The sequence below is a fragment of the Delftia sp. WY8 genome, from assembly GCF_018437695.1.
GTDB classification, from domain to species: Bacteria; Pseudomonadota; Gammaproteobacteria; order Burkholderiales; family Burkholderiaceae_C; genus Comamonas; species Comamonas tsuruhatensis.
The window spans coordinates 6,221,686-6,248,495 of sequence record NZ_CP049795.1 but is presented as its reverse complement, the minus strand read 5'-3'; the positions used below and the strand labels follow the sequence as shown (position 1 = coordinate 6,248,495).

The 26,810-nt window shown below is 68.1% G+C and carries 22 protein-coding genes; 16 read left to right on the top strand and 6 right to left on the bottom strand.

Features of this window, described 5'->3' with window-relative positions; all coding sequences use genetic code 11:
- Positions 1-35 precede the first annotated feature (35 nt).
- Positions 36-2,720 (top strand): DNA ligase D, encoded by a 2,685-nt coding sequence (ligD, locus tag G4D77_RS28545; RefSeq protein WP_154834089.1) that lies wholly within the window; start codon positions 36-38, stop codon positions 2,718-2,720.
- Positions 2,717-3,706: a non-homologous end joining protein Ku gene (ku, locus tag G4D77_RS28540; protein WP_016451498.1), complete on the top strand. Its 990-nt coding sequence runs from the start codon at positions 2,717-2,719 to the stop codon at positions 3,704-3,706. Before ligD ends, ku begins: the two co-directional genes overlap by 4 nt.
- Positions 3,707-3,908: 202 nt before the next feature.
- Here ku and G4D77_RS28535 read toward each other — a convergent pair whose 3' ends face one another.
- Complete coding sequence (locus G4D77_RS28535; protein WP_193726257.1) at positions 3,909-4,367, bottom strand: hypothetical protein; 459 nt, start codon at positions 4,365-4,367, stop codon at positions 3,909-3,911.
- On the opposite strand from G4D77_RS28535, the gene G4D77_RS28530 reads away from it, so the two are divergent.
- From G4D77_RS28530 to G4D77_RS28505, 6 genes are all read left to right on the top strand, one after another.
- On the top strand, positions 4,275-6,362 hold the full coding sequence (locus tag G4D77_RS28530; RefSeq protein ID WP_154834088.1) for a catalase: 2,088 nt from the start codon (positions 4,275-4,277) through the stop codon (positions 6,360-6,362). The two genes, G4D77_RS28535 and G4D77_RS28530, sit on opposite strands and share 93 nt — an antisense overlap.
- Positions 6,363-6,707: 345 nt before the next feature.
- A complete protein-coding gene (locus G4D77_RS28525; RefSeq protein ID WP_154834087.1) occupies positions 6,708-7,769 on the top strand; it encodes a DNA topoisomerase IB in 1,062 nt (353 codons plus the stop codon).
- Between the two features lie 162 nt (positions 7,770-7,931).
- Entirely contained in the window at positions 7,932-9,527 is a 1,596-nt protein-coding gene (locus G4D77_RS28520) for a sigma-54-dependent transcriptional regulator (RefSeq protein ID WP_047327495.1), read from the top strand.
- A gap of 95 nt (positions 9,528-9,622) precedes the next feature.
- Positions 9,623-10,150, top strand: a complete 528-nt coding sequence (locus tag G4D77_RS28515; protein ID WP_047327496.1) for a hypothetical protein — start codon at positions 9,623-9,625, stop codon at positions 10,148-10,150.
- A gap of 70 nt (positions 10,151-10,220) precedes the next feature.
- Entirely contained in the window at positions 10,221-10,499 is a 279-nt protein-coding gene (locus tag G4D77_RS28510) for a GlsB/YeaQ/YmgE family stress response membrane protein (protein WP_047327497.1), read from the top strand.
- A gap of 44 nt (positions 10,500-10,543) precedes the next feature.
- Positions 10,544-10,687, top strand: a complete 144-nt coding sequence (locus G4D77_RS28505; RefSeq protein WP_016446351.1) for a hypothetical protein — start codon at positions 10,544-10,546, stop codon at positions 10,685-10,687.
- Positions 10,688-10,779: 92 nt separating this feature from the next.
- On the opposite strand, the gene G4D77_RS28500 is transcribed toward G4D77_RS28505, so the two are convergent.
- Entirely contained in the window at positions 10,780-12,390 is a 1,611-nt protein-coding gene (locus tag G4D77_RS28500) for a nitrogen regulation protein NR(II) (protein ID WP_047327498.1), read from the bottom strand.
- 233 nt (positions 12,391-12,623) lie between these two features.
- Here G4D77_RS28500 and rpoN point away from each other — a divergent pair, with 233 nt between their 5' ends.
- The 7 genes from rpoN (at position 12,624) to G4D77_RS28465 (ending at position 22,083) form a co-directional block, all read left to right on the top strand.
- Entirely contained in the window at positions 12,624-13,958 is a 1,335-nt protein-coding gene (gene rpoN / locus G4D77_RS28495) for an RNA polymerase factor sigma-54 (RefSeq protein ID WP_126312568.1), read from the top strand.
- Positions 13,959-14,142: 184 nt separating this feature from the next.
- On the top strand, positions 14,143-14,451 hold the full coding sequence (locus G4D77_RS28490) for a hypothetical protein (protein WP_047216897.1): 309 nt from the start codon (positions 14,143-14,145) through the stop codon (positions 14,449-14,451).
- Between the two features lie 49 nt (positions 14,452-14,500).
- Entirely contained in the window at positions 14,501-14,695 is a 195-nt protein-coding gene (locus tag G4D77_RS28485; RefSeq protein WP_016446355.1) for a hypothetical protein, read from the top strand.
- Between the two features lie 333 nt (positions 14,696-15,028).
- Positions 15,029-18,859: an ATP-binding protein gene (locus tag G4D77_RS28480; protein WP_213757817.1), complete on the top strand. Its 3,831-nt coding sequence runs from the start codon at positions 15,029-15,031 to the stop codon at positions 18,857-18,859.
- Between the two features lie 93 nt (positions 18,860-18,952).
- The gene (gene ertE / locus G4D77_RS28475; RefSeq protein WP_074922916.1) at positions 18,953-20,230 is read left to right on the top strand and encodes an N-carbamyl-l-glutamate amidohydrolase ErtE; all 1,278 of its coding nucleotides are present in this window, start codon (positions 18,953-18,955) and stop codon (positions 20,228-20,230) included.
- Between the two features lie 254 nt (positions 20,231-20,484).
- Positions 20,485-21,468, top strand: a complete 984-nt coding sequence (locus tag G4D77_RS28470; protein WP_016451487.1) for a Bug family tripartite tricarboxylate transporter substrate binding protein — start codon at positions 20,485-20,487, stop codon at positions 21,466-21,468.
- A gap of 60 nt (positions 21,469-21,528) precedes the next feature.
- A complete protein-coding gene (locus tag G4D77_RS28465; protein WP_223275325.1) occupies positions 21,529-22,083 on the top strand; it encodes a bacteriohemerythrin in 555 nt (184 codons plus the stop codon).
- Positions 22,084-22,173: 90 nt separating this feature from the next.
- On the opposite strand, the gene G4D77_RS28460 is transcribed toward G4D77_RS28465, so the two are convergent.
- From G4D77_RS28460 to pobA, 3 genes are all read right to left on the bottom strand, one after another.
- On the bottom strand, positions 22,174-22,611 hold the full coding sequence (locus tag G4D77_RS28460) for a universal stress protein (protein ID WP_016446360.1): 438 nt from the start codon (positions 22,609-22,611) through the stop codon (positions 22,174-22,176).
- A gap of 99 nt (positions 22,612-22,710) precedes the next feature.
- Positions 22,711-23,493 carry a 2OG-Fe dioxygenase family protein gene (locus G4D77_RS28455; RefSeq protein WP_016451485.1) on the bottom strand — a complete coding sequence of 261 codons (783 nt, stop codon included), beginning with the start codon at positions 23,491-23,493 and terminating at the stop codon, positions 22,711-22,713.
- A 131-nt stretch (positions 23,494-23,624) separates the two neighbouring features.
- Complete coding sequence (pobA, locus tag G4D77_RS28450; protein WP_013801914.1) at positions 23,625-24,800, bottom strand: 4-hydroxybenzoate 3-monooxygenase; 1,176 nt, start codon at positions 24,798-24,800, stop codon at positions 23,625-23,627.
- A 170-nt stretch (positions 24,801-24,970) separates the two neighbouring features.
- Between pobA and G4D77_RS28445 the strand changes: the two genes are divergently transcribed.
- Positions 24,971-25,753, top strand: coding sequence for an IclR family transcriptional regulator domain-containing protein (locus G4D77_RS28445; protein WP_016446366.1), 783 nt, complete (start codon positions 24,971-24,973; stop codon positions 25,751-25,753).
- Between the two features lie 34 nt (positions 25,754-25,787).
- Here the strand turns inward: G4D77_RS28445 and G4D77_RS28440 are convergent, their stop codons facing one another.
- Entirely contained in the window at positions 25,788-26,687 is a 900-nt protein-coding gene (locus G4D77_RS28440) for a LysR family transcriptional regulator (protein ID WP_016451484.1), read from the bottom strand.
- Positions 26,688-26,810 lie beyond the last annotated feature (123 nt).

Below are 26,810 nucleotides of genomic sequence, written 5' to 3'. Positions count from 1 at the left end.
ATTTTGATTGCACTGATGTTCTGAAGGAGCGCCGCATGCCCGCACCGCGCCGCAGCCACCCGGTCACGCAGCAGCCGCGGCGGGCTGCTGCGGCCGGCGGGCAGGACAAGGCTGCCGCTTCGCTGGCGGCCTACCGGCAAAAGCGCGACTTCACGCGCACGCCGGAGCCCTCGGCAGAACCTTCCAGCGACGCGATTGCAGGGCAGCCCGGCACGGGTGTCCTGCAATTCGTCATTCAAAAGCACTGGGCCAGCCATCTGCACTACGACTTCCGGCTGGAGCTGGACGGCAGCATGAAAAGCTGGGCCGTGCACAAGGGCCCCAGCTACGACCCGGCCGACAAGCGCATGGCCGTGCAGGTGGAAGACCACCCCATGGCCTACAACCGCTTCGAAGGCCAGATTCCGCCGGGCCAGTACGGCGCGGGCAAGGTCATCATCTGGGACCGGGGCACCTGGTGGCCACAAGGCGACGCCGCCGAGGGCCTTCGCAAGGGCAAGCTCAAGTTCGAACTGCGCGGCCACAAGCTGCAGGGCCGCTGGACCCTGGTGCGCATGCGCGGCAAGGACGATGCCAAAAAACCCGCGTGGCTGCTGATCAAGGAGCATGACGGGCTGGAACGCGCCGCCGGCGAATTCAGCGTGGTCGAGGACATGCCCGACAGCGTGGCGGGCCTTCCCCTGGAACCTGCAGCAGCGGCAACGACAGAAACAGAAACAGAAACAACAACAGCAACAGCGCCAGCGCCAGCACGAAAGCAGCACGCCGGCACCGCGACCATGCCGCAGGAGATCGACCCCCAGCTGGCGACCTTGGTGGACCGCCCGCCCACGGAGGCCGGGCAATGGATCTTCGAGAGCAAGTTCGACGGCTACCGCCTGCTGGCCCGCATCGACAGCGGTACCGTGCGGCTTGTCACGCGCAACGGCAAGGACTGGACCGCCAGAATGCCTGCCCTGGCCCGCGCCTTGGCGGCCCTGCCCCTGCAAACAGGCTGGATCGACGGCGAGGTGCTGATGCTGGACAGCGACGACCGCCCCGACTTCCAGGCCCTGCAAAATGCCTTCGACGGCGAGCACACCGACCTGCTGGTCTTCTTCGCCTTCGACCTGCTGTGGCACGACGGCCAGGACCTGCGCCAGCAGCCCGTGGAACAGCGCCGCCAGCGGTTGCAGGAGCTGCTGCACAAGGCGCCGTCGGACCGCGTTCGGTTCAGCCAGGCCTTTGACGCCCCGCCCGCCGACCTGATGGCCGCCGCCTGCCGGCTGGGCCTGGAGGGCGTGATCGGCAAGCGGCGCGGCAGCGCCTACGTCTCGCGGCGCAGCATGGACTGGATCAAGCTCAAGTGCGGCCACCGCCAGGAGTTCGTGATCGCCGGCTATACCGATCCCCAGGGCTCGCGCACCGGCCTGGGGGCCCTGGTCCTCGCCGTGCATGGCGAGGACGGGCAGCTGCACGCGGCCGGCAAGGTCGGCACGGGTTTCAACGCACGCACCCTGGCCGACCTGCGCCAGCGCCTGGACGGCCTGGCCACCGGCACATCCCCGCTGGCAGACACCCGGGGCCTTGGCAGCCAGGTGCACTGGGTGCGCCCCACCCTGCTGGCCGAAGTCTCGTTCGCGCAATGGACCGCGGACGGCCGCATCCGCCACGCCGTATTCCAGGGCCTGCGCACGGACAAGCCTGCGCGCCGCATCGCAAAAGAGGAGCCACAGCACGTGCCATCGACCGCATCTTCACCCCGCACCGCAAACCGCCACAAAGCCGCCCCGCCCCGCATGGCCAAGGCGGCGCGCCTGCCCGCCACGATCGCCATCACCCATGCCGAGCGTGTCATCGACCCCTCCACCGGCATCACCAAGATGGAGCTGGCGCGCTACTACGCCACGGTGGCCCCCTTCATGATCACCCACCTCAAGGCCCGGCCCGTGGCCATGGTGCGCGCGCCGGAGGGCATCGAGGGCGAGCTGTTCTTCCAGAAACACATGGACCAGACGCCGCTGCAGGGCATTGCCGCCCTGGCGCCCGAACTCGATCCCGGCCATGCGCCGCTGATGGAGGTGGCGCGGCGTGAAGGCCTGGTGGCGGCTGCGCAGATGAACACCATCGAATGGCACACCTGGAATGCCCGCCGGGACCGCATCGACCGGCCCGACCGCATGACCTTCGACCTGGACCCCGGCGAGGGCGTGCCCTGGACGCAGGTGCAGGAAGCGGCCACCTTGCTGCATGTGCTGCTGCAGGAGCTGGAGCTGCCGGCCTTCCTCAAGACCAGCGGAGGCAAGGGCCTGCATGTGGTCGTGCCGATCAAGCGGCTGCTGGACTGGGACACGGTCAAGGCCTTCTCCCAGGCCGTGGTCCAGCACCTGGCCAGCACCGTGCCCCAGCGCTTCGTGGCCAAGAGCGGGCCACGCAACCGCGTGGGAAAAATCTTCGTGGACTACCTGCGCAACGGCTTTGGCGCCACCACGGCCTGCGCGTGGACAGCGCGTGCGCGGCCCGGCATGGGCATCTCCGTGCCCGTGGGCTGGAACGAGCTCGACAGGCTCACGAGCGGCGCGCACTGGACCATTCGCTCGGTGGACCAGCGCCTGCGCCTGGGCAACTCGCCCTGGGAGCACTACGGCACGGCGGCCACCAGCCTGGGCCGCGCCATGAAGGCGCTGGGCTTCGAGGCACCGGCCCGCGAAGCGCCGCCAACGAGGAAAGCACAACGATGACCAGGAAAGCCACATCTCCCCGCACGGCCCCGGCCGTCTCCTCGCGCAGCCTGTGGAAGGGGGCCATCAGCTTTGGCCTGGTCCACATCCCGATAGGCCTGTATGCAGCCACGGCCAGCACGGACATCGACTTCGACTGGCTGGACAAGCGCAACATGCAGCCCGTGGGCTACAAGCGCATCAACAAGGTCACAGGCAAGGAGGTGGCCTCGGCCGACATCGTCAAGGGCGTGGAATTCGAAGAAGGCCGCTACGTGGTGCTGAGCGCCGAAGAGATTGCCGCCGCCTTTCCCAAGACCACGCAGACCATAGAGATCGAGGCCTTTGTCGATGCCGACGATATCCCCTTCATCTACCTGGAGCGGCCCTACTACACCGCCCCCCTGCACCGGGGCGGGAAGGTCTACGCACTGCTGCGCGAGGCGCTGCGCAAGAGCAACAAGGTGGGCGTGGCCAAGGTCGTCATCCAGGCCAAGCAGCACCTGGCCATCCTGATCCCCTGCGGCCGGGCGCTGGTGCTGAACCTGCTGCGCTGGGGCGGCGAGATCCGCTCCTTCGAGCAGCTGGACCTGCCGCCGCTGGACGCAAGGGCCGCAGGCATCAAGGCCGCCGAAATGACCATGGCCCTGGCACTGATCAAGGACATGAGCCAGGCCTGGGACGCCGACCAGTTCCGCAACTCCTTCAGCGAGGAAATCCACCAGCTGGTACAGGCCAAGGCCCATGCGGGCGACGTGCAAAGTGTGCAAAGGCAGCAGGACGCGCCCGCCGCACCCGCCAACGCAGCCGTGCTGGATCTGACCGCCCTGCTCAGGAGCAGCCTGGGCAAGGCAGGCAGCGGGGCCCCCGCCTCCGCGGCCAAGGAAAAAAATACCGGGGCGGCGGCAAAAGCTGCAAAAGCTGCAAAAGCGCCCGCGACCCGGACAACGCCCAAGCCCCGAAAGCCAGCGTCCAAGGCGCCTGCAAAACGTTCAACATCCAAATGAAACGGACCATTGCCGTTTTGCATAATCTACAAATGGCATTTCATGATAAAAAATACATGCATTTTTTGCCGCAAAAATGGATTCCACGATATGCATAGCAAATTCCAATGATTTACCAAAAGTAATCTTCCGAATTTCCTACACGCCGTGGATTTTTCAGGCAGCACAATGAAATTGCAGTGATGACGGCATCGCTGTTTACTTAAGGAGTATGGAAATGACGCAACAGACCAATAACCCTCAAGGCAACACGGCCAGCAACCAGCAAAACGACAAGAACAAGCAGAACCAGCAGCAGCAACAAAACAATCCGGGGCAGCAGCAGCAAAGCAATCCCAATAATCCCAACCACCAGCAACAGCAGAGCAACCCTCAGCGCAACCAGCCGGGTCAGCAGCAAAAGCAGGACAGCCACCAGCAGCGTTGAGCCGCAGGTTGCATGACCTGAAAAAAGGGTCCTCCGGGCCCTTTTTTTATTTTCCCATTGCGGCAACTGAAAAACATACCGTTGCTCCGCTTGCAATATCCGCGTCAAAAGAACATGGCGTTCATTCCCAAGGAGTGCATCATGGCCAAGAAAGCCCCAGCTGAAAAGAAATCCCCATCCCAATGCCCCGTTGGCCACGGCGGAGAACTCCAGCAGCAGGCCGAAGCCTCTCATCCTGTATTGACGACGCAGCAGGGCATACCGGTTGCGGACAACCAGAATTCATTGAAGCAAGGGCCAAAGGGACCCACGCTGCTGGAAGATTTCATATTGCGCGAGAAAATCACGCATTTCGACCATGAGCGCATTCCGGAGCGGATCGTCCATGCACGCGGCACAGGTGTCCACGGTTATTTCCAGCTGACCGATTCACTGGAGCAGTACACCACCGCCAAGGTGCTGACCGAAACCGGCAAGCAGGTGCCGGTCTTCGTGCGCTTTTCCACCGTGGCCGGCGGCGCAGGCTCGGTGGACACCCCGCGGGACGTGCGCGGCTTCGCCATCAAGTTCTATACCGAAGAGGGCAACTGGGATCTGGTCGGCAACAACATTCCGGTGTTCTTCATCCAGGACGCCATGAAATTCCCCGACCTGGTCCATGCCGTGAAGATGGAGCCGGACCGGGGCTTTCCACAGGCCGCCACGGCGCACGACACGTTCTGGGACTTCATCTCCCTCATGCCCGAGTCCATGCACATGGTCATGTGGATCATGAGCGACCGCACCATCGCGCGCAGCCTGCGCATGATCGAGGGCTTTGGCGTGCACAGTTTCCGGCTGGTCAATGCGCAAGGCAAAAGCACCTTCGTGAAATTCCACTGGCGGCCTGAGCTGGGCATCCAATCCACCGTCTGGGACGAGGCCCTGAAGCTGCAGGCCGCCGACAACGACTACCACCGCCGCGACCTGTTCGAGGCCATCGAGGCGGGCGACTACCCGGCCTGGGAGCTGTGCGTGCAGCTGTTCTCGCAGGAACAGGCCGACGCCCTGCCCTATGACCATCTGGACCCCACCAAGATCATTCCGGAAGAGGAAATACCGCTGCGCAAGATCGGCCGCTTCGTGCTGGACCGCTGGCCCGACAACTTCTTTGCCGAGACCGAGCAGGTCGCCTTCTGCCCGGCCAACCTGCCCCCGGGCATCGACTTCAGCAACGATCCGCTGCTGCAGGGCCGCCTTTTCTCCTACCTGGACACCCAGCTGTCGCGCCTGGGCGGGCCCAACTTCACGCAGCTGCCCATCAACGCGCCCAAATGCCCGTTTGCCCACGACCAGCGCGACGGCCATATGCAGACCCAGGTGCCCAAGGGCCGCGTGGCCTACGAGCCCTCCAGCCTGCAGGCCGACAGTCCGCGCGCCTCGGCGGCGCGCGGCTTCAGGCACTTTGCCCAGGATGACGGGGACGGCGCCAAGGGCCGCATCCGCCCCGAAAGCTTTGCCGACCACTACAGCCAGGCGCGCATGTTCTACGCCAGCCAGAGCGCGGTGGAGCAGGCCCACATCGCCAGCGCCCTGGTGTTCGAGCTGTCCAAGGTGCAGACGCCGCATGTGCGACTGGCCGTGGTGGGCCACCTGCAGGTGATAGACGCCGACTTGGCAAAGCGCGTGGCCGACGGCCTGGGCCTGCCCCAGCTGCCGCCTGCCGCCAAGCCTGCCGTGCCCCCGCAAAAGCTGCCGCCCAGCCCGGCCACGCGCATCATCGACCGCATGAAGCCCACACTGCAGGGCCGCTGCGTGGCCATCCTGGTGGATGAAGGCTCCAGCGCCCGGCACATTGCCGCCTTCCACAAGGCCCTGGTGGCGCAAAAGGCCAGCGTGAAGATCATTGCGCCCAAGATCGGCGGCGCCACGCTGGACGACGGCAGCCACCTGCCCGCAGACGGCCAGCTGGCCGGATCGCCCTCGGCGCAGTTCGACGCCGTGGTGTCCATCCTCACGCCCCAGCGCGGTGAAGCCCTGGCCCGGGAAGCGGCCGCCCAGGACTGGTTCCGCGATGCCTTCGGCCACCTCAAGGCCATTGCGGCCTGCAAGGCCACCGGGCACATCCTGCAGACCGCGGGCATCACGCCGGACGATGGCGTGTTTCCCATCGACACGCCCAAGCCCTTTGTCGAAGGCGCCAAGAAACGCTTCTGGGACCGCGAGCCCACGCTGAGGACGCTGGCCTGAGGCCGCAGGCCACCGGTTTTCGCGAATCATTGCTACCAAATGTCAACGCTTCGGCCCCGTGCAAGGGTCCGGGCATGGCGATTGCTGCAGCGGCTGCATGGCCGCTGCGGCCCGCCACCATCACAGGAGAAACCGTTCCATGATCGCTGCGCCACCCACACCGCCTGCCACACCTCCCGTCGCTCCGCAGGTCAATCCGCCGCCGACCGAGCCGCTGGTGCCACCCGTGGGTGATCCTCCGCCGGCTCCGGCGCCTTCGCCCTATTCCGATCCCCCCATCGCACCTCCGCCTCCGCCGCCGCAGGGGTTGCACTGACTGCAGACCTCATCCATGTCAACGACCGCATGCCCGGCTGGCGCCGCGTGCGGCGTGGCAAAGGCTTTTCCTATGTGGACCAGGACGGCAGGCCCGTGCGCGACGCCCAGGCGCTGGAGCGCATCCGCAAATTGGCCATTCCACCGGCCTATGTGGATGTGTGGATCTGCCCTGACGCCCGGGGCCACCTGCAGGCCACGGGCCGCGATGCCCGCGGGCGCAAGCAATACCGCTATCACCCGCAGTGGCAGGAGCAGCGCAAGCAGGTCAAGTTCGACCGCATGCGCGAGTTCGGTCGGCATCTGCCCGCCATTCGGCGTGCCGTGGCGCGGGACCTCAGGCCGGGGCGGCCGCAGCTCGAAACCGTGGTGGCCACCATCGTCTGGCTGCTGGACTGCACGGCGCTGCGCGTTGGCAACGACGAGTATTCAGAAGCCAATGGATCCTTCGGCCTGACCACGCTCAGGAACCGCCATGCCCAGGTGCGCGCCGGCGAGCTGACGCTGAGCTTCAAGGGCAAGAGCGGCGTCGCCCAGCAGGCCCGCGTGTCCGACCGGGCCGTGGCCCGCATCGTCAAGCGCTGCCAGGACCTGCCGGGGCAGCGGCTTTTCCAGTTCGTGGACGACGAGGGAGATGTTCACCATGTGCGCTCCGAGCACGTGAACGACTACATCCGCAGGATCTGCAGCAAGGCCGGGGCAGACGAGGCAGACGGACCGGACTTCAGTGCCAAGGACTTCCGTACCTGGCATGCCAGCGTGTACGCGCTGGAGCTGGCCATGGCCGCCGCAGCGTCACCGGCGGGCAGCCGCCATCCGGGCGCGCTCACCTTCACGGACCTGATCGCCGAGGTGGCGCGGCGCCTGGGCAATACCTGTACGGTTTGCCGCAAGTTCTACATCCATCCCCAGGTACTGGCCCTGTGCGAGCAGCCCGGACAATGCCCGCCCGCCGCGACCGCTGCACCCGCACGGCGCACGCGCGGGCTGAGCGCCAAGGAATGCCTGTTCCTGGGCCTGCTGGAGCCCCAGCCCCGGCCCCGCCAGACCCCGCCCCGCCGTGCCCAGGGCGCCAGCAGCCGGCCCGCCTGATCCGCTTGATCCCCTCTTTGCGGCGACGGCGGCGGGGACCGGACCACCCGGCAAGCACTGTGCCTGTGGACTGACACAGATGCATACATCCCAGCCCCTAAACTGCCGGATCATGAATTTTTGTCAAAACAGGCTGCGGCCGGCAGCTCTGGAGGCCATGGAATGAACCACGTGCTGATCGTCGATGACGACGCGGACTCGGCAGCCACCATGCGCGAACTGGTGGGCGTGGACCGCTTTTCGGTCGCCGTGGCCCACACCCTGCGCGATGCGCGCCGCCAGATGGCCATGCAGCCGCCCAGCCTGGTTCTGCTGGACCTGCAGCTGCCCGATGGCAACGGCATGGACCTGTTCGGCGACCGGCAAGTGCCGCAGGACTCGCAGATCGTGCTGGTGACCGGCCATGCCAGCCTGGACTCCTCCATCGAAGCCCTGCGCCGAGGCGCCATGGACTATCTGGTCAAGCCCGTGGGCATAGGCCGGCTCGAGGACATTCTTTCGCGCTTTCTCATCCCCACGCCGGGCCTGTCGGGCGCGGACAGCCGCAACGGCGCAGGCCCGGCCTCCGATCAGATCACGGCACAAGACCATTGCGCACCCGCTGGTAGCTACTGCGCGCAGGAAGGCCGCTTTGGCCGGCTCCTGGGCCAATCGCCTCCCATGCAGCGCCTGTACCAGCAGATGGAGCGCGTGGCAGGCACCTCGGTCACGGTATTCCTCACGGGGGAGAGCGGCACCGGCAAGGAGGTCGTGGCGCAGACCCTGCACGACTTGAGCCAGCGGCGCAGCCGCCCGTTTCTTGCCGTGAACTGCGGCGCCATTTCGCCGCATCTCATCGAAAGCGAGATCTTCGGCCACGAAAAGGGCAGCTTCACGGGTGCCGACCGCCAGCACCAGGGCTTTTTCGAGCGCGCGGCCACGGGCACGCTGTTCCTGGACGAGATCACGGAAATGCCCATGGAGCTGCAGGTCAAGCTGCTGCGCGTGCTGGAGACCGGCCGCTTCATGCGCGTGGGCTCCACCCAGACGCTGCAGACCGATGTGCGCGTGATCGCCGCCACCAACCGCTGCCCCTTCGAGGCCGTGGCCAGCGGCAGGCTGCGCGAGGACCTGCTGTACCGGCTGAACGTCTTTCCCATCGAGCTGCCGCCGCTGCGCGAGCGCCTGTCCGACGTCCCGCTGCTGGCCCAGCACTTGCTGCAGGCCATCTCGCAGCGAGAGGGGCAGACCAAGCAGTTCACGGCGTCGGCCCTGAGGCAGTTGGCGCAGCACAGCTGGCCCGGCAATGTGCGCGAGCTGCGCAATGCCGTGCAGCGTGCCTACGTCATGGAGCCCGGCCCGCAGGTAGGCACCGAATGGCTGCCCCGCCCACCGGTGGCCATTGCCCAGCCCGCCCCCATGCCGGTGTCATTGCACGCATCCGTGCACACATCCGTGCCTGCACAGCTGGCCGCCAACGCCCCGCAATTGCCGCCCACTGCGCAGGCCGCGCATGTCGCCGTGCATCCGTTCGCCGACCACGGCGCGGCAGGCGACGCCTACGACCTGCCCGATATGGAGCCGGCCACCATACAGCTGCCCATCGGCATGACCATGGCGCAGGCCGAGCGGCTGCTGATCCAGGCCACGCTCAAGCAGTGCAAGTACCAGAAGGAACGCACGGCCGCCGTGCTCGGCATCAGCCTCAAGACGCTGTACAACCGGCTCAAGGACTATGCGGGCGGCAAAAAGGACAGGACGGACCCCGAACCCGGCTGACACGTGCGCAGACGCGCACAGCACCTGCTGCCGTTGCCTTGCGGGCACGCTGCTTGCCACCCTGCAAGCACCTTTGAGCAACCAAGGACAAGCCCATGGACTCCTCTCCTGCCCGCGCCTACGGTGTCTTCAAGCCCGTGGGCCACATGGTGGTCTCTTTTCCCACGGCTGCGCAGGCCGATGACGGCATGGCGGCGCTGCAGGCGCTGAACCTGCCCGAGCAGGACGTACGGCGCTACACCGACCGGGAAATGCTGGCCCAGATCGACCAAGACCTGCGACAGGCCAGCCCCGTGGCCGCCGTGGGCCAGGAACTCAATCTGGTCAAGGCCCACCAGGCCCTGGCCGAGCGCGGCTACCACTGGCTGGTGGTACGGGTGGACAGCGACGAGGCCGCACGCAACGCCGCCGATGCCCTCAAGGCCGCCGGCGCCGAGCGCGCCCAGCTCTACGGCCGCTTCATCATCGAGGAATTGATAGAACACGCCGCCGATCTGCCCCAGGTCAGCGAGTCGCCCGACCGGGGCCTGGACGCCCAGACACCTACAGGCCGCGAAGCCGAGCGTGCACAAATCCGCCCCGCGCCGGCCCAGGGCAACGGCACCCCGCAACCGGAGCGCTGAGTCGCTTGCGACGGGCAGGCACGCCGATTGCCATTGATATTCAACTGCAACTTTTGTTAAAGGCGATGCCATGGATTTCCTCATCTGGCTGATGGTGGGCGGGCTGATCGGCTGGATCACCAGCATGGTCACGAACACCCAGGCCCAGCAAGGCATTTTGCTCAACGTGGCAATAGGCGCCATCGGCGCCTTGCTGGGCGGCTGGCTGCTGGCGCCGCTGCTGGCGCCCTCGGCCATGGATGCGCAGGCGCAGGTGCCGGCCACATCCATGTCCATCTTCATTTCCATGGTCAGCGCCGTTGCGCTGCTGGCCATCTTCAACCTGTGCAAACCGCGCATGCGCCACTGAGCCGGCCCGGCCACGGGCCATTGACTTGCAGGAAAGGAGCCTCCATGAGCAAAGATCCCTTCCAGACCAGAAGTACCGCTGGCAGCACCGACCTCTCCCGCCAGGGCAGCGCCGTGTGCAAGAAACCGCTGCGCTCCATTGCCACGGCGCTGGCGGCGGGGCTGCTGATCGCGCGCCTCGCACGCTGACCGGGCTCGGCCCTCCTCTCTTTTTTGACTTTCCTGCTTGCTGACTGCGCGCCCCGGCGCGCAGTCCTGTTTCCAGGACCGCGAATGCCAGCTCAGTCCAGGCTTTGCGCAAGACAATCCTGCGCCGCCATGGGCACGCGCGGCAGGACCAGAGAGACGGCCAGGCCGCCGCTGTCTCCATCGCCGTCGCCTCCCCCGCTGCCGCCCTCGGCCCACGCCACGCCACCGCCAGCCAGGCACAGTCGGCGCGCCAGGGCCAGGCCGCAGGAGGCATCTGCATCGGCGTCGCTCAACCGCACGCCGGGGCGGGATTCCTGCGGCCGCTGCGGCGCCTCGGCGCTGGCTGCGGCCACTACGCCCGCTTCGCCCGCTTCGGCCGCAGCGCCCGATTCGCCCGGACCCGCCCCCTCCGGCCCCGGCCCGGCGCCCTGCCAGTGGGCCACGGCCTCGATGCGGATCTCCACCTGCTCGCCCTTGGCGGCCGATGCCGCAAGATGTCCGCCCACGGGATGTGCCGCCATGCGCACGCGGGCGCCATCGGGCAAGGCCTCGCGCACGGACAGGAAAATGCTGATCAGCGCCAGCTCCAGCTCGTCAGGGTCCACATACACGCCCAGGCGCGCGGCCGGCTGGCCCGGCGGGCTGGCCTCGGCGGGCTCAGCCACCTCCAGCGCCACGCGCTTTCCCAGCACCACGGCCAGCGTGCCCCGCACCCCCGGCAACCAGCGGTACAGATCCACCACCAGCGCATGCGTGCTGTGGCGCGGCCCGAAGCGCAGCAGCTGCTGTGTCAACCGACTGGCCGTGTCCACCGAACGCAGCATGGCCTGTGCAGGCAGGCGCAGGTTCGGGTCCTCCGAACGACGCTCAATCAGATAGGCGCTGTTGCTCAGAACGCCGAGCTGGTTGTTGAACTCATGGGAGAAGCGGCCTGCCAGCCGGCCGACCACCTGCAGGCGCTCATTCTGGATATGGGCCTCGCCGGCTTCGTTGTCCCGCTCCCCCGGTGCGCCGCCGGCCTGGCTGCGCCGGGCCGGCCTCATCGGGTCCGCCCTGCCACGCAGGGCCAGCCCCGCCAGGCCCAGGCCGGCCAGCGCAAACAACACGATCGCCGCCCAGATCACGCCCCTCAGGAGCGGGGAACACGCCGGATCCAGCGCGGAACAGGGAACCCAGCTCACCCAGGTCCAGCCCTGGGCCGTCCTGCTGAAGAAAACGCGCAGGGTGCCGCCCTGCGCATCGGGCACATCCAGCCAGCCGTGCGCCAGGCTGGAAGCCAGGCGCTCGCTGAAATCAGCGGGCAAGGCAGGCTGACCCGTTGCCGCAGCCGTGCCGGCCGGCACCGCACGGCCCGCGCTGTCCACCAGAAAGCCGGACCATCCCGCCTCCAGCAGCGGTTGGACGGCAGCCAGCGCCTGCTCGGCATTGGCAGCGCGTGGCTCCTGCCTGTCCAGCAGGCGGGCCGCGGCCATGCTGGCGATGCGAACGGCCTGCTCCTGCGCCGCGTGCCCGGATTGATAGGCGCGCAACAGCAGCCAGGACGAGGCGGCCAGCACAAGCACCAGCAAGGCCAGAAGCAACAGGACCCGTCTCAGGCGCATGGACATGGATGGCCCGCGTGCGGCGCCGCGCGCCCCGCCTTGCGGGACTGCATTGAGGGTTCCCGGCGGCGGGACCGTGTGAAAACCGGTGGATTGGTACATGGCAAAGTTTGCAGAAAACCTTGCGCCCGAGCGGAAATTTTTACCGCAGGCGCCTTGAGCGGCCCTGCTGTTGCAAAGCCGATACCCGCAGCGACGGCCGAACCCCGGGCCCCTGTGCCTTCTGCGCAGCAAGTACGCAGCAGGTTTCGTGCCCAAAGTGTATCCAGACGATTCGCCACGCTGATCGGGGCATGAACGTTGCGTCCTTGTGGCCATCGCAACAAGGAGACGAGATGGGTTCCATGCACCTCAAGGCGGACATACGCCAGTCCCAGACGCTTTCCCCGCGCTTGCAGCACGCGGTGCGCATGCTGCAGATGTCCTCGCTGGACTTTGCCGCGATGGTGCGCAGCAAGATGGAGGACAACCCATTCCTGGAAGATGCCGAGCCCGCAGATGACCGCGACCTGTGGGTGGCCGACATGCACCTGGGCGCGCGCCAGGCCGTTGACGCGGAAGGCTCCGCCATGGACACGGCTGCCTGCGAAACCACGCTGGCCATGCACCTGCACGGCCAGCTCAACGTGACGGCCATGACGCCGCGCGACCTGTGCATGGCGCGCGCCATCGTGGAATCGCTGGACGACGACGGCTATCTGCGCACGGACCTGCAGGAGCTGGCCGGCCTGCTGGCGCTCAGCCCGGCGCCCGATGCGCAGGAAATGCTCATCGCCCTGCGACTGGTGCAATCGCTGGATCCGGCGGGCGTGGCCGCGCGCAGCGTGGGCGAATGCCTGTTGCTGCAATGCCCGCAGATGGCCGACGCCACGCTGCGCCAGCTGTCGCAGACCCTGCTGCAGCACCACATGGACGCGCTGGCCGCGCGCGACGTGCCGCGGCTGGCCAAGGCGCTGCAGGTGCCGGCGGCCCAGGTCGTGCAGGCCATGGATGCCATACGGCGCCTCAACCCCAGGCCTGGCTGGAGCTTCGGCTCCACGCGCGTGGACTACATCGTTCCCGACGTGATCGTGCGCAGGGGACCGAGCGGCTGGAATGTGCAACTGAACCCCGCCGTCGTGCCGCGCGTGCGACTGAACAGCGTCTACGAGCAGCTGTTCCAGCGCCACCGCTGCACGGGCCAGGCCCAGTTGGCCGACCATCTGCAGGACGCGCGCTGGACCGTGCGCAATGTGGAGCAGCGCTTTTCCACCATCCTGGACGTGGCCCGGGCCATCGTGCGAAAGCAGGAGCTGTTCCTGGAGTTCGGCGCCATGGCCATGAAGCCGCTGGTGCTGCGCGAAATTGCCGAGGAAGTGGGTGTGCACGAATCCACCGTCTCGCGCGTGACCAACAACAAGTACATGGCCACGCCCACGGGCGTGTTCGAGCTCAAGCACTTCTTCTCGCGCCCCATGCTCAGTGCCAGCGGCAGCGCCTGCTCGGCCACGGCCATCCGCGAGCTGATCGGCGACATCATCGCGGCCGAATCCGATGCCCGGCCCCTGTCCGACGTCGATATCGCACGCCAGCTGGGCGCCCAGGGCCTGGTCGTGGCCCGCCGCACCGTCACCAAGTACCGCCAGCTGCTGCGCATAGCGCCGGCCGACCGGCGCAGGCGCCACGGCTGACACGGCACCTGCCGTCGCGGCCGCGGCCTTGCGATGGCCCTTGGCGCCGCTGCCCGTGGCGGTGTGTCCTGCCAAGCCCCACTGCCGTGCAGCGGCTTGTCGCTCCCCCAGGTCCTGCCTTGTCCGACAGTTGCAGGCCGCCGTCCGGCCTAAGGTGAAGGCTCATGGATTGAAGGAGACCGCCATGGACACCCCTCCCCGCAGAGTGCACGCCCCCCTCGAACGCCAGCGCAGCGAGAACAACCACATCCGCGATGGCCGCTGGCCGCTGCGCATCGCCGCCCTCACGGCCGCCGTCGCACTGATCCTGGTGCTGATGTTCAACTTCATGGCACCCAGGGGGCGGCTGGATGCGCCCAGCGCCACCGGAACGCCAGCGACAGAGCCCACCTCCTCTGCCTCGCCGGCCGCACCTGCCGCACCTGCCGCGCCTTCCATGACGCCGCCGCAGGCCGATCCGGCCACCGCACCCGCCACCACCGCGCCACGCTGAGCCCGCTTGCGCACTTGTATCAACCCTTCCCCTCAGGACAGCAGCAGCCATGAACCACCCCCTGCCCCACGCACCCAATATTCCCCAGGTGCCGACCACGCCCAACGACCCCGTGGCACCCGACGATCCCAACCGCCAGCCCGGCCGCCCGCGCGGACCCGAGCCGATAGATCCGCCCACCACGGCGCCCCCCATAGAATTGCCGCCCGCGCCCGAGCAGGAACAGACCCGCAAGGGAGAGTGACATGCCCCGAGGAGACCAATCCACCGATACCCATGAGCGAAAACGCCAGGCCCGGCACATAGTGCACAGCCACGAATCGCGCGGCGCAGGCCATGAAGACGCAGAAAGGCGCCTGTGGGCCACCGTGGACAAGGACAGCGGCGGCGGCAGGCGATCGGGCTGCGGCCGGGGCCGGCAAGCAGTGCCTTGCGCTGCCCGCAAGGGCGCCCGCAGGCGAGGCGCCGCACCTGCAGCGCAATCCGCCTCGCGATAGCTGCGCCGCCCCCGCGGCCCCGGCGCCTGGATCAACGACACAGGCCGGCCCGCGAAGTCGGCAATCCCGTGGGAGAACCCGTGAATTCAGAAGACGGTTTTGGATTCCTGCCGCAGCGCGGCGAAATGGCGGCACGCGTGCGCGCCCACGACTGGGAGGGCACGCCCCTGGGCTCGCCGCAGAGCTGGCCGCAAAGCCTGCGCAACGCCGCCAGCCTGATGCTGGGCTCGCGCTTTCCCATCATCATCTGGTGGGGCGATGACTTCCGGCTGATCTACAACGACGCCTACATTCCCTTCCTGGGCACCAGCAAGCACCCCAAGGCGCTGGGACAGGCCGGCGCGCAATGCTGGAGCGAGATCTGGGACGACATCGGCCCCATGCTGGAGGGCGTGCTGCGCACGGGCCAGGCCACCTGGTCCACCGATGCGCGCTACTTCTTCGACCGCGAGCTGCCGCAGGAAGAGGTCTTCGTCACCTTCACCTACGGCCCCATCCTGGCCGATGACGGCATCACCGTGCAGGGCGTGTTCTGTCCCTGCACCGACACCACCGAGAAAATCGTCAGCCGGCGGCGCCTGGAGACGCTGCACCGCCTGGGCATCCGCACGCTGGACATGCGCAGTGCCAAGGACGCGGGCGAAAAGGTCTGCGCCGTGCTGGATGAAAACCCCTACGACGTGCCCTTCGCCATCATCTACGAATGCCAGGCCGCCCCGGATGCAGGCAGCGCAGACACCGCTCCCCCGGCCTTCCAGCTACTGTGCTCCACCGGCATGGACACCGACCTGGCGGCCGACCCCGCGCCCTGGCCGCTGGCCCAGGCCGTGCAATCGGGCCAGCCGGCCAACGTGGACCTGGCGCAGCTGGGCCTGACCCTGCCTGGCGGCCCCTGGCCCGAACCCTCGCGCCTGGCGCGCATCGTGCCCGTTCGCTGGTCGGGCGACGGCCAGGCCTCGGGCGTGCTGGTGCTGGGCGTCAGCCCGCGCCGCCCGCTGGATGCGGAGTACTGCGCCTTCCTCGATATGGTGGCAAGCCACACGGGCGGCGTTGTCGCGCACGCCGTGGCCTATGAGCAGGAAGCGCGGCGCGCCCGGGCCCTGGCCGAGGTGGACCGTGCCAAGACCGTGTTCTTCTCCAACGTCAGCCACGAGCTGCGCACGCCGCTGACGCTGATCCTGGGGCCGCTGGACGACGCCCTGCGCGAGCACGGCGGCCACCTGCCGCCCGATCAGGCGCAGATGGTCCACCGCAACGCGCTGCGCCTGCAAAAGCTGGTCAACGCCCTGCTGGACTTCGCGCGCATCGAGGCCGGGCGCATGCAGGCCTGCTACGAGCCCACGGACCTGGCCCGCGCCACGGCCGAGCTGGCCAGCGTGTTCCGCTCGGCCATGGAGCAGGCGGGCCTGCGGCTGCGCGTGGACTGCCCGCCACTGCAAGGGCCGGTCTACGTGGACCAGGACATGTACGAAAAGATCGTGCTCAACCTGCTGTCCAACGCCTTCAAGTTCACCTTGCAGGGCGAGATCGCCGTGGCGCTGCACGACGCGGGCCCTGCGGTGGAGCTGTCCGTCAGCGACACCGGCTCGGGCATTTCGCCCCAGCACCTGCCCCATCTTTTCCAGCGCTTTCACCGCATTCCGGGCAAGCCCGCCCGCACGCACGAGGGCACGGGCATCGGCCTGGCCCTGGTGCAGGAACTGGTGCGGCTGCATGGCGGCACCATCACGGTCACCAGCACGGAGGGCGAGGGCAGCCGCTTCACCGTGCGGCTGCCCAAGGGCAGCGCGCACCTGCCGGCCGAACAGGTGAACCCCATCGCGGCACCGTCAACCCCGCCGCCGCCGGGGCACGGCGCGGGCGCCCCGGCCGCACGCCAGCTCGTGGACGAGACGCGGCAGTGGGTGCCGGGCGAATCGCCCACGCACGCCCCGCACGGCGTGCCGGCTGGTGCCGAACCGCAAGGCCCCCGGCCGCGCATCGTCTGCGCCGACGACAACGCCGACATGCGCGGCTATATCGGCCAGTTGCTGCGTCCGCTGTACGAGGTGGAGGTGGCCGGCGACGGCCGGGCCGCGCTGGACTGCATCCGGCGCCAGCGGCCCGATCTCGTGATTGCCGACGTGATGATGCCCGTGCTCGACGGCTTCGAGCTGCTGCATGCGCTGCGCAGCGACGAGGCCACGCGCTCCATCCCCGTCATCATGCTGTCCGCGCGTGCAGGCCAGGAGGCCCAGGTCGAAGGCCTGCGCGCCGGCGCGGACGACTACCTGGTCAAGCCCTTTTCGGCGCGCGAGCTGCTGGCGCGCGTCGCCTCGCTGCTGCAGTTCGAGCGCGTGCGCGAGCAGGCCCATGCTGCCCTGCGCGCCAACGAGAAAAGGCTGCGCGCCATCATCGACCAGATGCCGGCGGGCGTGGGCGTGTCCGACATGGGCGGCACCATGGTGCTCAGCAATGCGCTCATGGACCGATTCGTCCCGCGCGCCATCCCGTCCACCCTTGCCGACCGCGTGCAGCGCTGGCGCGGCTGGGACGACAAGGGCCGGCCCATACCGCCCGAGAACTGGCCCGGCAGGCGCGCGCTGCGCGGCGAGGTGGTCATGCCGGGGCTGGAGATGCTGCACACCGACGACGAGGGCCGCGAATGGTGGATGCGCGTCAGCGCCGCTCCGCTGCGCGATGACGGCGGGCAGCTCGTGGGCACCTGCTCCGTCATCCAGGACATCACCGAACTCAAGCGCGCCGAGCAGCACCTCAGGGAGGCCGACCGGCGCAAGGACGAGTTCCTGGCAACCCTGGCCCACGAGCTGCGCAATCCGCTGGCACCCATCAGCCACGGCCTGCAAATCCTCAAGCGCACCGTCCATGGCGACGACAGCGCGCGCCGCAGCCAGGAGATGCTGGAGCGCCAGGTCAACCACATGGTGCGCATGGTGGACGACCTGCTGGAGGTCTCGCGCATCACCACGGGCAAGGTCCAGCTGCGCAAGGAGGTGGTGGACCTGAACAACGTGCTGCAAGGCGTGGCGGCGGCCAGCCATGCGGTCATGGAATCCGGCGGCCACCAGCTTCGGCTGGAGCTGCCCGCCGAGACCCTGCTGCTGCCGGCCGACCCCGTGCGGCTGGCGCAAATGGTCACCAACCTTCTCAACAATGCCGCCAAGTACACCGATCCCGGCGGCCACGTCGTGCTGGCGGCCTGGGCAGAGGGTGCGCAGGCCGTGATCTCCGTGCGTGACGACGGCATAGGCATCCCCGCCGCGCTGCTGGACAGGATCTTCGACATGTTCATGCAGGTGGACCGCGGCGGCCGCCAGGGCCAGGGGGGCCTGGGCATCGGCCTGACCCTGGTGCGCAGCCTGGTGGAGATGCACGGCGGCAGCGTGCAGGCGCTCAGCGAAGGTCCGGGCCAGGGCAGTGAATTGCGGCTGCGCCTGCCCTTGCCGGCCCATGCACCTGCCGATGCATCCGCCCATGCACCCGCCGATGTGCCCTCCCTGCCCGGCCCGGCCGCAGGCGCGCAGTCCGGGGACGCGCCAGCCTTCGGCCGCATCCTGGTGGTCGATGACAACGCGGACGCCGCCGACACCCTGTCCATGCTGCTAGGGCTGCTGGGAGCCGAGGTCGAGATCGCCCGCGACGGCCCCGGCGCGCTGGCCATGCACGACGCCTTCAGGCCCGACGTCGTGCTGCTGGACATCGGCCTGCCCGGCATGGACGGCCTGGAAGTTGCGCGCCGCATCCGCGCCCGTCAGGGCCGCGACCAGGTCCTGCTGATCGCCCTCACGGGCTGGGGGCAGGAGGATGACCTGAGACGATCGCGCGAGGCCGGCATGGACCACCACCTGGTCAAGCCCGTGAGCTTCGACACGCTGGAGCGGTTGCTCAGGAGCCTGCGCACGTCTGCATGAGCACCGCCTTTGCGCGCGACAATCCCCGCTTCGCCCAGCCTGCCTGCGCCGCCTGCGCGGCTCGCGCGCCTGCCGCAGAACTCACCGAGACCCATGACCGCCCTGCCCCCCATCAATGCCGAGCGCCTTTGGCGCCGTGTCCAGACCCTGTCCACCTTCACCCTGCCCGACCGGCCCTGGACCCGCCGCGCCTTCTCGCCCGAGTTCGACCAGGCCCGCGCCTGGCTGCGCGCCGAGTTCGCGGCCGCGGGCATGCAGGTGCATCTGGATGAAGGCGGCAATCTGGTCGGCCGCCTGCCGGCTGCCCAGGCCGCTGCGGGCAGCGCAGAACGCGCCCCCATCTCCACCGGCTCGCACTGCGACACCGTGATGATGGGCGGGCGCTTCGACGGCATCATCGGCGTGCTGGCCGGCATCGAGGTGGCGCACTGCCTGCATGAAAACGGCATCGCCCTGCAGCACCCGTTCGAGGTGATCGACTTCCTGTCCGAGGAGCCCAGCGACTACGGCATCTCCTGCATAGGCAGCCGCGCGCTGTCGGGCAAGCTGGACGCCGCCATGCTGGCGGCACGCAACCCGCAAGGCGAAACCCTGGCCGAAGGCATGCGGCGCATCGGCGCACGGCCCGAGGCGCTGGACCGCCCGCTGCGCAGCGCCGGCGGCACGGCCGCCTTTGTGGAGCTGCACATAGAGCAGGGCCCGGTGCTGGAGCAGCGCGGCCTGCCCATTGGCGTGGTGACGAACATCGTGGGCATACGCCGCGTGGGCTTCACCGTGCACGGCCAGGCCGACCACGCAGGCACCACGCCCATGGACATCCGACAGGACGCGCTGGTGGGCGCGGCGCGCATCATCGATGCGGCCAACCGCAAGGCCGCTGCGCTCAATGGCCAGCCCCACTATGTGGTGGCCACCGTGGGCCGGCTCTCGCTCACGCCCAATGCCTCCAATGCCGTGCCTGGCCTGGTCGAGATGATGATGGAAGTGCGCAGCGACCACGCCGGCGTGCTGGAGCGCTTCCCCGAGGAACTGCTGGCCGAAGTCCTGCCCGGCCTGGCCGCCCTGCGCGTGCGTGCCGAGATGGCCGACGTGAGCCGCTCCCAGCCCACGGACTGCGCTGGCCTGGTCATGCAGGGCGTGGAGCAGGCCTGCGACAACCTGGGCTACGCCCACATGCGCATGCCCAGCGGCGCCGGCCATGACGCCGTCTACATGGCGCCCACCGGCCCCATGGGCATGATCTTCATCCCCTGCCTCCACGGCCGCAGCCACGCGCCCGAGGAATGGATAGAGCCGTCCCAGCTGCTGGACGGCACCCGGGTGCTGTACGAGACGGTGCGCGTGCTGGACAGGCAGTTGGCGCAGGGCTGAGCGCCTGGCCTGCGGCCAGGCACCAAGGCGGCATAAAATAGCCCGCTTCCCTCTGGAGCAGGCACAAGCTGCTCCTTGGTGGAAGCCCCTGTGGCACAGATTGCGGAAATCCGCCCAAATAGCGGGTTTCCCAATGCAAGATGGCGGAACCACCCTCCCCGATCATCGACAACCCACCGCATGGGCGGCCCGGTGCTGCCGGTCCGCTGCGAGAAGGTTGCACCGCCCCATCAGACCCTGGAGTTTCTTCTTTCATGTTCCGCCAACTGATCACCTGCACCGCCGTGGCCGCCGCCATGGGCCTGAGCTTTTCCGCAGCCGCCCAAGGTGCGGCTGCCGACTATCCGAACAAGCCCGTGCGCATGATCGTGCCCTTCCCGCCCGGCGGCGGCACCGACATCCTCGCGCGCGTGGTGTCCAACAAGCTCACCGAAGTCAGCAAGTGGACCGTGGTGCCCGACAACCGCGCGGGCGCAGGCGGCACCATCGGCATCACCGAGGCCGCCAAGGCGGCGCCCACGGGCTACGACATGGTCATGGGCCAGAAGGACAACGTGGTCCTGGGCCCCTACCTCTACAAGAACCTGCCCTGGAACCCCGTCAAGGACCTGGTGCCCGTGGCCCACGTGGCCTACACGCCCATCGTGATCGCCACCAGCGTGAACTCGCCCTACAAGACCCTGGCCGACATCGTGGCCGCTGCCAAGCAGCACCCGGGCAAGGTGACCTACGGCTCGCCGGGCAATGGCACCAGCATCCACCTCTCGGGCGTGCTGCTGGAGAAGGCGGCGGGCATCCAGCTGGTGCACGTGCCCTACAAGGGCTCCAACCCGGCCCTGATGGATGCGCTGGCCGGCAACGTGGACCTGCTGGTGTCCTCCGTGCCCTCGGCCATCGGCCAGATCAAGGCCGGCAAGCTGCGCGCCATCGCCGTGACCTCGGCCAAGCGCTCGTCCTCGCTGCCCGACACGCCCACGCTGGCCGAATCGGGCCTCAAGGGCTTTGACGTCAGCACCTGGTACGGCCTGTTCATGCCCAAGGGCACGCCCACGGCCATCGTGACCAAGGTCAACGCCGAAGTGAACAAGCTGCTGGCCATGCCCGAAGTGCGCGACGCCATCCAGACCCAGGGCGCCGAGCCCCAGTCCATGACCGTGGCCGACTTCGACAAGATGTTCCAGGCCGACTTCAAGCAGTCCAAGCAGATCGTCGAGTCCTCGGGCGCCAAGATCGAGTGACGCCGCGTCTCCTTGATGCAGATCAGACTGATCTGCATCAAGGGGCGATGTGACAGTCCCGTGAATACTTCTCCGGAAATCATCGAATTCCTGGAGAACGCCATGGCATTGCTGGTCTGGGTCCCCGAGCTGGACACCGGAATTGCAGAGATCGACAGGCAGCACCGCCGCATCGTCGACTACATCAACAAGCTCTACGAGCTGCGGTCCTCGCCCGACCGCGAGGCCCTGGGCGATGTCATCGGCGAGATGATCGACTACACCGTCTCGCACTTCGTGTTCGAGGAAAGCCTGATCGAGAGCGCCGGCTACATGTTCGCCGGCCCGCACAAGAAGGTGCACGAGCTGTTCACCCGCCGCGTGATCGAGATGCAGACCCGCTTCGATGCCGGCGAGGACGTGGCCGCCGAGCTGCACGGCATGCTCTCGCGCTGGCTGTTCAACCACATCCGCAACGAAGACACCGGCTACGTGGACTCGGCCAAGGCCTATCTGCGCATGGCGCGCGAGTCCAGTCCTGCCGCCGAGAAGGAAAGGCTCAAGAACGAAGTGCTGCAGGAACTGGAACTGCAGCGCAAGAAAAAGGGCTGGCTGGCACGGCTGCTCAATCGCTGATCGCCCTCTCCCCCTGCAGCGCACCAATAAAAACGGCTCCCGAAGGAGCCGTTGACGTTTCACCCGGCGAAGGGCCGAGCGGCCCGGGGATTACTCGCGCACCACCAGCACCGGCACGCGCACGGCGCCCAGCACGCGCTGGGTCACGCTGCCCAGCATCAGCTTTTCCAGGCCACGGCGGCCTTGCGAGCCCATGATGATCAGGTCGGCGCCCGTGCTCTCGAGCACGCGCACGATGCCTTCGTGCACCGCATGGCCTTCGCCCACCACGGTGGTGGCGGTGATGCCGGCCTCGTCGGTGATCTTCTTGACGGCGTCCAGCGTGGTGTTGGCCTCGGCCGTGGCCGCGCTCAGGTACTGCGACTGGCCGTAGGCGAAGTCGGCGCCCACGCCCGTGAACGGATAGGGGTCCACCACGTAGACCGCCGTCAGCGTGCTGCCAAAGACCTTGGCCAGCTCCACGCCCTTGTGGACCGCCAGCATCGAGCTGTTGGAGCCGTCCACGGGAACCAGGATGTGCTTGAACATGCGTTTTCTCCTTTGTGCTTGGCCGCCCTCAGGAATCGGGGGCGGCCGGGTCGATGAACCAAAGTGTGCGCCCATCATGCGCCAGCGTCTTGAGCTGCATCAATCCTTGCGGCGACGCGTCAGCTCCGAGCCCTGGAACCCCTGGCGGCGATAGGTCAGCACCAGGGTATCGCGCACACCGCCCGGCTGCTCGGGCTGTATGGGCGTGGTCTCGTGGATCATGCGGGCATCGTCCAGCAGCATCACCGACCAGGGCTCGGTCAGCGTGAAGCGCTGGCCGCTGGGGCCCGTGGCCTCGAAGATGCGCGTCTCGCCGCCCTTCACGCCCTCGCGCCCGACCAGGATCACGGCCACCAGGTCCACGCCGTCGCGATGCGCGCCTTCGGGGGTGGGCCGGCCAATGCCGTCCGTGGTGTCGATGCGGAACTGGTGGGACTCGATGAACCAGCGCTCGTGCTGCACATCATCGCCCTGGGCGCAGAACACCTGGTCGGACAGGCCCGCCAGCGCCAGCAGCAGGCGGCTCCAGGTGGCGCTTTGCGCCGTGGCATCGCGCATGGGCTCGAACATGCGCAGCATGCCGCCATGCAGGGCGTTGTACTCCACCGGCTGCCAGTGCGCGCGGTGCTCCACCTGCTGCAGCCCGTCCTGCCCCGCGATGAAGCAGGAATGGCGGCGGCGCCGGTAGCGCCCGCCGTCCTTCAGAAAGGCATCGGGCGGCAGCTGGGCCCAGTCGGCATCGAGCGCATGCAGCTCGGTCAAGGACACGCCCGCCCAGGCCGCGAATTCATCGGGGCGCAGCACCGCATAGCCTGCGTCGCGCAGCGACTGCGCTGCATTCTGGGGAGCGATATAGGGAGGGGGAAACGTGATGTGCGCCATAACCTGCCAAGCTTACTCCTCGCCCGCACCCGTCCGGGCGAGGCGGCCTGCAAATTTGCGCAATGCTGTGGCGACAGGCGCGCATCAATGCGGGCGCAGCCTCGGCGGCGCCCGGGGCCTCACGCCGGCCCTCACACCAGCGGCAACCCCACATAGTTCTCCGCCAGCGAGGTCGAGCCTGCCCGGGAGTTGACGATGTAGTCCAGCTCCGCCTCCTGCACCTTGGTGTCGAAGCCGCCCGCGTCGGGGAAGCGGTGCATGAGCGAGGTCATCCACCACGAAAAGCGCTCGGCCTTCCAGACGCGGCGCAGGCATTGCTCGGAGTAGCCGTCGATGCCTTCGGGCGCCTTGTCGCGGTAGTACTGCGCGAAGGCGCTGGACAGGTAGCCCACGTCCGAGGCGGCCAGGTTCAGGCCCTTGGCGCCCGTGGGCGGCACGATGTGGGCCGCGTCGCCGGCCAGGAACAGGCGGCCGAAGCGCATGGGCTCGGTCACGAAGCTGCGCAGCGGGGCAATGCTCTTTTCCAGCGAGGGACCGGTCACCAGGCGCTCGCGGGCCTCGGGGTCCAGGCGCAGGCGCAGTTCGTTCCAGAAGGCCTCGTCGCTCCAGTCCTCGACCTTTTCGGTCAGCGGCACCTGCAGGTAGTAGCGGCTGCGCGTGGCGCTGCGCTGGCTGCACAGTGCGAAGCCGCGCTCGGTCTGGGCGTAGATCAGTTCGTGCGAGACGGGCGGCGTGTCCGACAGCAGGCCCAGCCAGCCGAAGGGGTAGACCTTCTCGAAGGTGCGCACCTTGTCCTGCGGCACGCTGGCGCGGCAGATGCCGTGAAAGCCGTCGCAGCCGGCGATGAAGTCGCATTGCAGCTCATGGACCTGGCCGTCCTTCTCATAGCGCACGACGGGGCTGTCGCCATCGAAGCCCACGGGCTGCACGTTGCTGGCTTCGTAGACCGTGGTCAGGCCCTCGGCGGCGCGCACTTCCATCAGGTCGCGCGTGACCTCGGTCTGGCCGTAGACCATGACGCGCTTGCCGCCGGTCAGGCCATGCAGGTCGATGCGGTGGCGCTGGCCGCCAAACAGCAGCTCGATGCCGTCGTGCGGCAGGCCTTCTGCGCGCATGCGGGCATCGGCGCCGGCCTGCTCCAGCAGGTCCACGGTGACCTGTTCGAGCACGCCGGCGCGGATGCGTCCCAGCACGTAGTCGGCGCTGCGCTGCTCGATGATGACGTTGTCTATGCCTGCGCGGTACAGCAGCTGGCCGAGAAGCAGGCCGGCAGGGCCTGCGCCGATGATGGCGACTTGGGTACGCATTGATCTGTCTCCGTTGCGTTGTTCGATGTCATGGCCGGTTCATGCCATGGCCTGGTCCCAAGACTAGTTTTGAGGCAGCGCAAAGACGAGGGGCTGGCACATGAGTTGCGCGGTGATCGCGCAATCTGCGCGACAATCGCGCACTACCTGCATACCCGCCCTCCCCGCCCATGAACCAGCCCTTTCCCATCGACCCCGATGACTTCATCGCCGGACTGGCCAAGGGCCTGGCCGTGCTGGAGAGCTTCGACACCGAGCGCCAGCGCCTGAACGCCACCATGGCGGCCGAGCGCTCGGGCATCACGCGCACGGCCGCGCGCCGCCATCTGCTGACGCTGGCGCACCTGGGCTACCTGGAGACGGACGGCAGCCATTTCTGGCTGGCGCCCAAGGTGCTGCGGCTGTCGGGCAGCTACCTGGCCTCGGCGCGGCTGCCGCGCATCGTCCAGCCCGTGCTCTACCGGCTGGCGGCGCAGACCCAGCTGTCGTTTTCCTGCGTGGTGCGCGATGGCCACGAGGTGGTCATCGTGGCGCGCAGCGCCCTGCACGAGCGCGGCCAGCGCCTCATGGCCCACGGCCTGCATCTGGGCAGCCGCCTGCCCGCCCATGCCACCTCCACGGGCCGCGTGCTGCTGGCCGCCCTGCCTGCGGCCGAGCTCAGGCAATGGCTGGCCTCGCACGACCTGCGGCGCCTGACCGCCCACACGGTGACGGACAGCGCAGCGCTCGAAGGCGTGCTGGACGAAGTGCGCCGCCAGGATTTCTGCCTGGCCCTGGAAGAGCATGAGCTGGCCGTGCAGGCCCTGGCCGTGCCGCTGCGCAACATGGAGGGGCGCACGGTGGCCGCGCTCAACATCGTGACCTCGCCCCAGCGCATGGCGCCGGCCGACATGGTGGCCGAGCTGCTGCCGCTGCTGCAGGAGGCGGCGCGGGAGCTGCGGCCGTTGCTCTGAGGCCTGGCTGAACTGCCGCCGTCGCTGCAACCGCTCAGAGCGGCGCGCACACCTGCTGGCTCAGTTCGCGCAGGGCCAGAGAAGTCTTGCGGATCAGCGGCGTGGCCTTTTTCTTGGCCGACTGCGCCAGGCACAGCGTGCTCACCACATGGGGCGATTCGATGGGAATGCCCACCAGCTCGGCATCGGTCAGGTGGCTGCGCATGGCGCTGTCGGTCAACGCGGCGTAGCCGTAGCCGCCGCGCACCAGGTCCAGGATGGCCGGCACGCTGGACACTTCCCAGACCACGTTGAGCTTGACCTGGGACAGCGTGGCCTGGGCCTCCATCAGCTTGCGGAAGATCTGGCCGTGCTGCGGCATGATCAACGGAAACTGCGACAGCTCGTCAAAGCGCACGCTGCTGCGCCCGCCCAGCGTGCGCGCCGGGCCGATCAGGCACAGGCGCTCTTCCAGCACGGGCGTGACCTCGATGTGCGGATGCGGCTCGGGCGTATAGACCAGGCCCAGGTCCATGCGGCCCGAGGTCAGCCATTCGGCGATGTTCATGGAAAAGCCCTCGACCACGGCCAGCCGGGCCTTGGGCATGTCCTTGCTGAACAGATCGATCAGCGGCAGCGTCAGGCGCCGCGCCAGGCTGGGCGGCAGGCCCACCACGATGCGGCCCACGGGCTCGTCGCGCTGGCTGCCCAGATCCTCCTTGGCCAGCGCCACGCGCTGCATGATGGCGTGGCCGTGCTCCAGCAGGCGGCGGCCCGCGTCGGTCAGGGTCACGCCGCGGCCGGTGCGGATCAGCAGGGTTTCGCGCAGCTCGGTCTCCAGCGCCCGCACCTGGCGGCTCAGTGCGGGCTGGGCCGTCTCCAGCAGCACGGCCGCCTTGCTGAAGCTGCCGGTCTCGGCCACATGCACGAACGTCTCTATCTGCTGCAAATTCATGTTCTCTCGCCTCCTCACTTATGCCATTTTGCTATAGCTGCTAGCGCCAGCCACGGCTAGGTGCTTTGCAACGAACTGACACAATGCGGCGACTGGATGATCCAGCCGCTCCCGCAAGAGAGC

What these genes read in the sequence shown, in the direction of transcription:
- ku (WP_016451498.1), top strand. Translation starts at nt 2,717, where the DNA reads ATGACCAGGAAAGCCACATCTCCCCGCACGGCCCCGGCCGTCTCCTCG.
- G4D77_RS28490 (WP_047216897.1), top strand. Translation starts at nt 14,143, where the DNA reads ATGGACACCCCTCCCCGCAGAGTGCACGCCCCCCTCGAACGCCAGCGC.
- G4D77_RS28525 (WP_154834087.1), top strand. Translation starts at nt 6,708, where the DNA reads ATGCCCGGCTGGCGCCGCGTGCGGCGTGGCAAAGGCTTTTCCTATGTG.
- G4D77_RS28520 (WP_047327495.1), top strand. Translation starts at nt 7,932, where the DNA reads ATGAACCACGTGCTGATCGTCGATGACGACGCGGACTCGGCAGCCACC.
- G4D77_RS28485 (WP_016446355.1), top strand. Translation starts at nt 14,501, where the DNA reads ATGAACCACCCCCTGCCCCACGCACCCAATATTCCCCAGGTGCCGACC.
- G4D77_RS28505 (WP_016446351.1), top strand. Translation starts at nt 10,544, where the DNA reads ATGAGCAAAGATCCCTTCCAGACCAGAAGTACCGCTGGCAGCACCGAC.
- G4D77_RS28445 (WP_016446366.1), top strand. Translation starts at nt 24,971, where the DNA reads ATGAACCAGCCCTTTCCCATCGACCCCGATGACTTCATCGCCGGACTG.
- G4D77_RS28455 (WP_016451485.1), bottom strand. Translation starts at nt 23,493, where the DNA reads ATGGCGCACATCACGTTTCCCCCTCCCTATATCGCTCCCCAGAATGCA.
- G4D77_RS28440 (WP_016451484.1), bottom strand. Translation starts at nt 26,687, where the DNA reads ATGAATTTGCAGCAGATAGAGACGTTCGTGCATGTGGCCGAGACCGGC.
- G4D77_RS28500 (WP_047327498.1), bottom strand. Translation starts at nt 12,390, where the DNA reads ATGTACCAATCCACCGGTTTTCACACGGTCCCGCCGCCGGGAACCCTC.
- G4D77_RS28510 (WP_047327497.1), top strand. Translation starts at nt 10,221, where the DNA reads ATGGATTTCCTCATCTGGCTGATGGTGGGCGGGCTGATCGGCTGGATC.
- G4D77_RS28535 (WP_193726257.1), bottom strand. Translation starts at nt 4,367, where the DNA reads ATGAGAGGCTTCGGCCTGCTGCTGGAGTTCTCCGCCGTGGCCAACGGG.
- rpoN (WP_126312568.1), top strand. Translation starts at nt 12,624, where the DNA reads ATGGGTTCCATGCACCTCAAGGCGGACATACGCCAGTCCCAGACGCTT.
- ertE (WP_074922916.1), top strand. Translation starts at nt 18,953, where the DNA reads ATGACCGCCCTGCCCCCCATCAATGCCGAGCGCCTTTGGCGCCGTGTC.
- ligD (WP_154834089.1), top strand. Translation starts at nt 36, where the DNA reads ATGCCCGCACCGCGCCGCAGCCACCCGGTCACGCAGCAGCCGCGGCGG.
- G4D77_RS28515 (WP_047327496.1), top strand. Translation starts at nt 9,623, where the DNA reads ATGGACTCCTCTCCTGCCCGCGCCTACGGTGTCTTCAAGCCCGTGGGC.
- G4D77_RS28460 (WP_016446360.1), bottom strand. Translation starts at nt 22,611, where the DNA reads ATGTTCAAGCACATCCTGGTTCCCGTGGACGGCTCCAACAGCTCGATG.
- G4D77_RS28530 (WP_154834088.1), top strand. Translation starts at nt 4,275, where the DNA reads ATGGCCAAGAAAGCCCCAGCTGAAAAGAAATCCCCATCCCAATGCCCC.
- G4D77_RS28470 (WP_016451487.1), top strand. Translation starts at nt 20,485, where the DNA reads ATGTTCCGCCAACTGATCACCTGCACCGCCGTGGCCGCCGCCATGGGC.
- pobA (WP_013801914.1), bottom strand. Translation starts at nt 24,800, where the DNA reads ATGCGTACCCAAGTCGCCATCATCGGCGCAGGCCCTGCCGGCCTGCTT.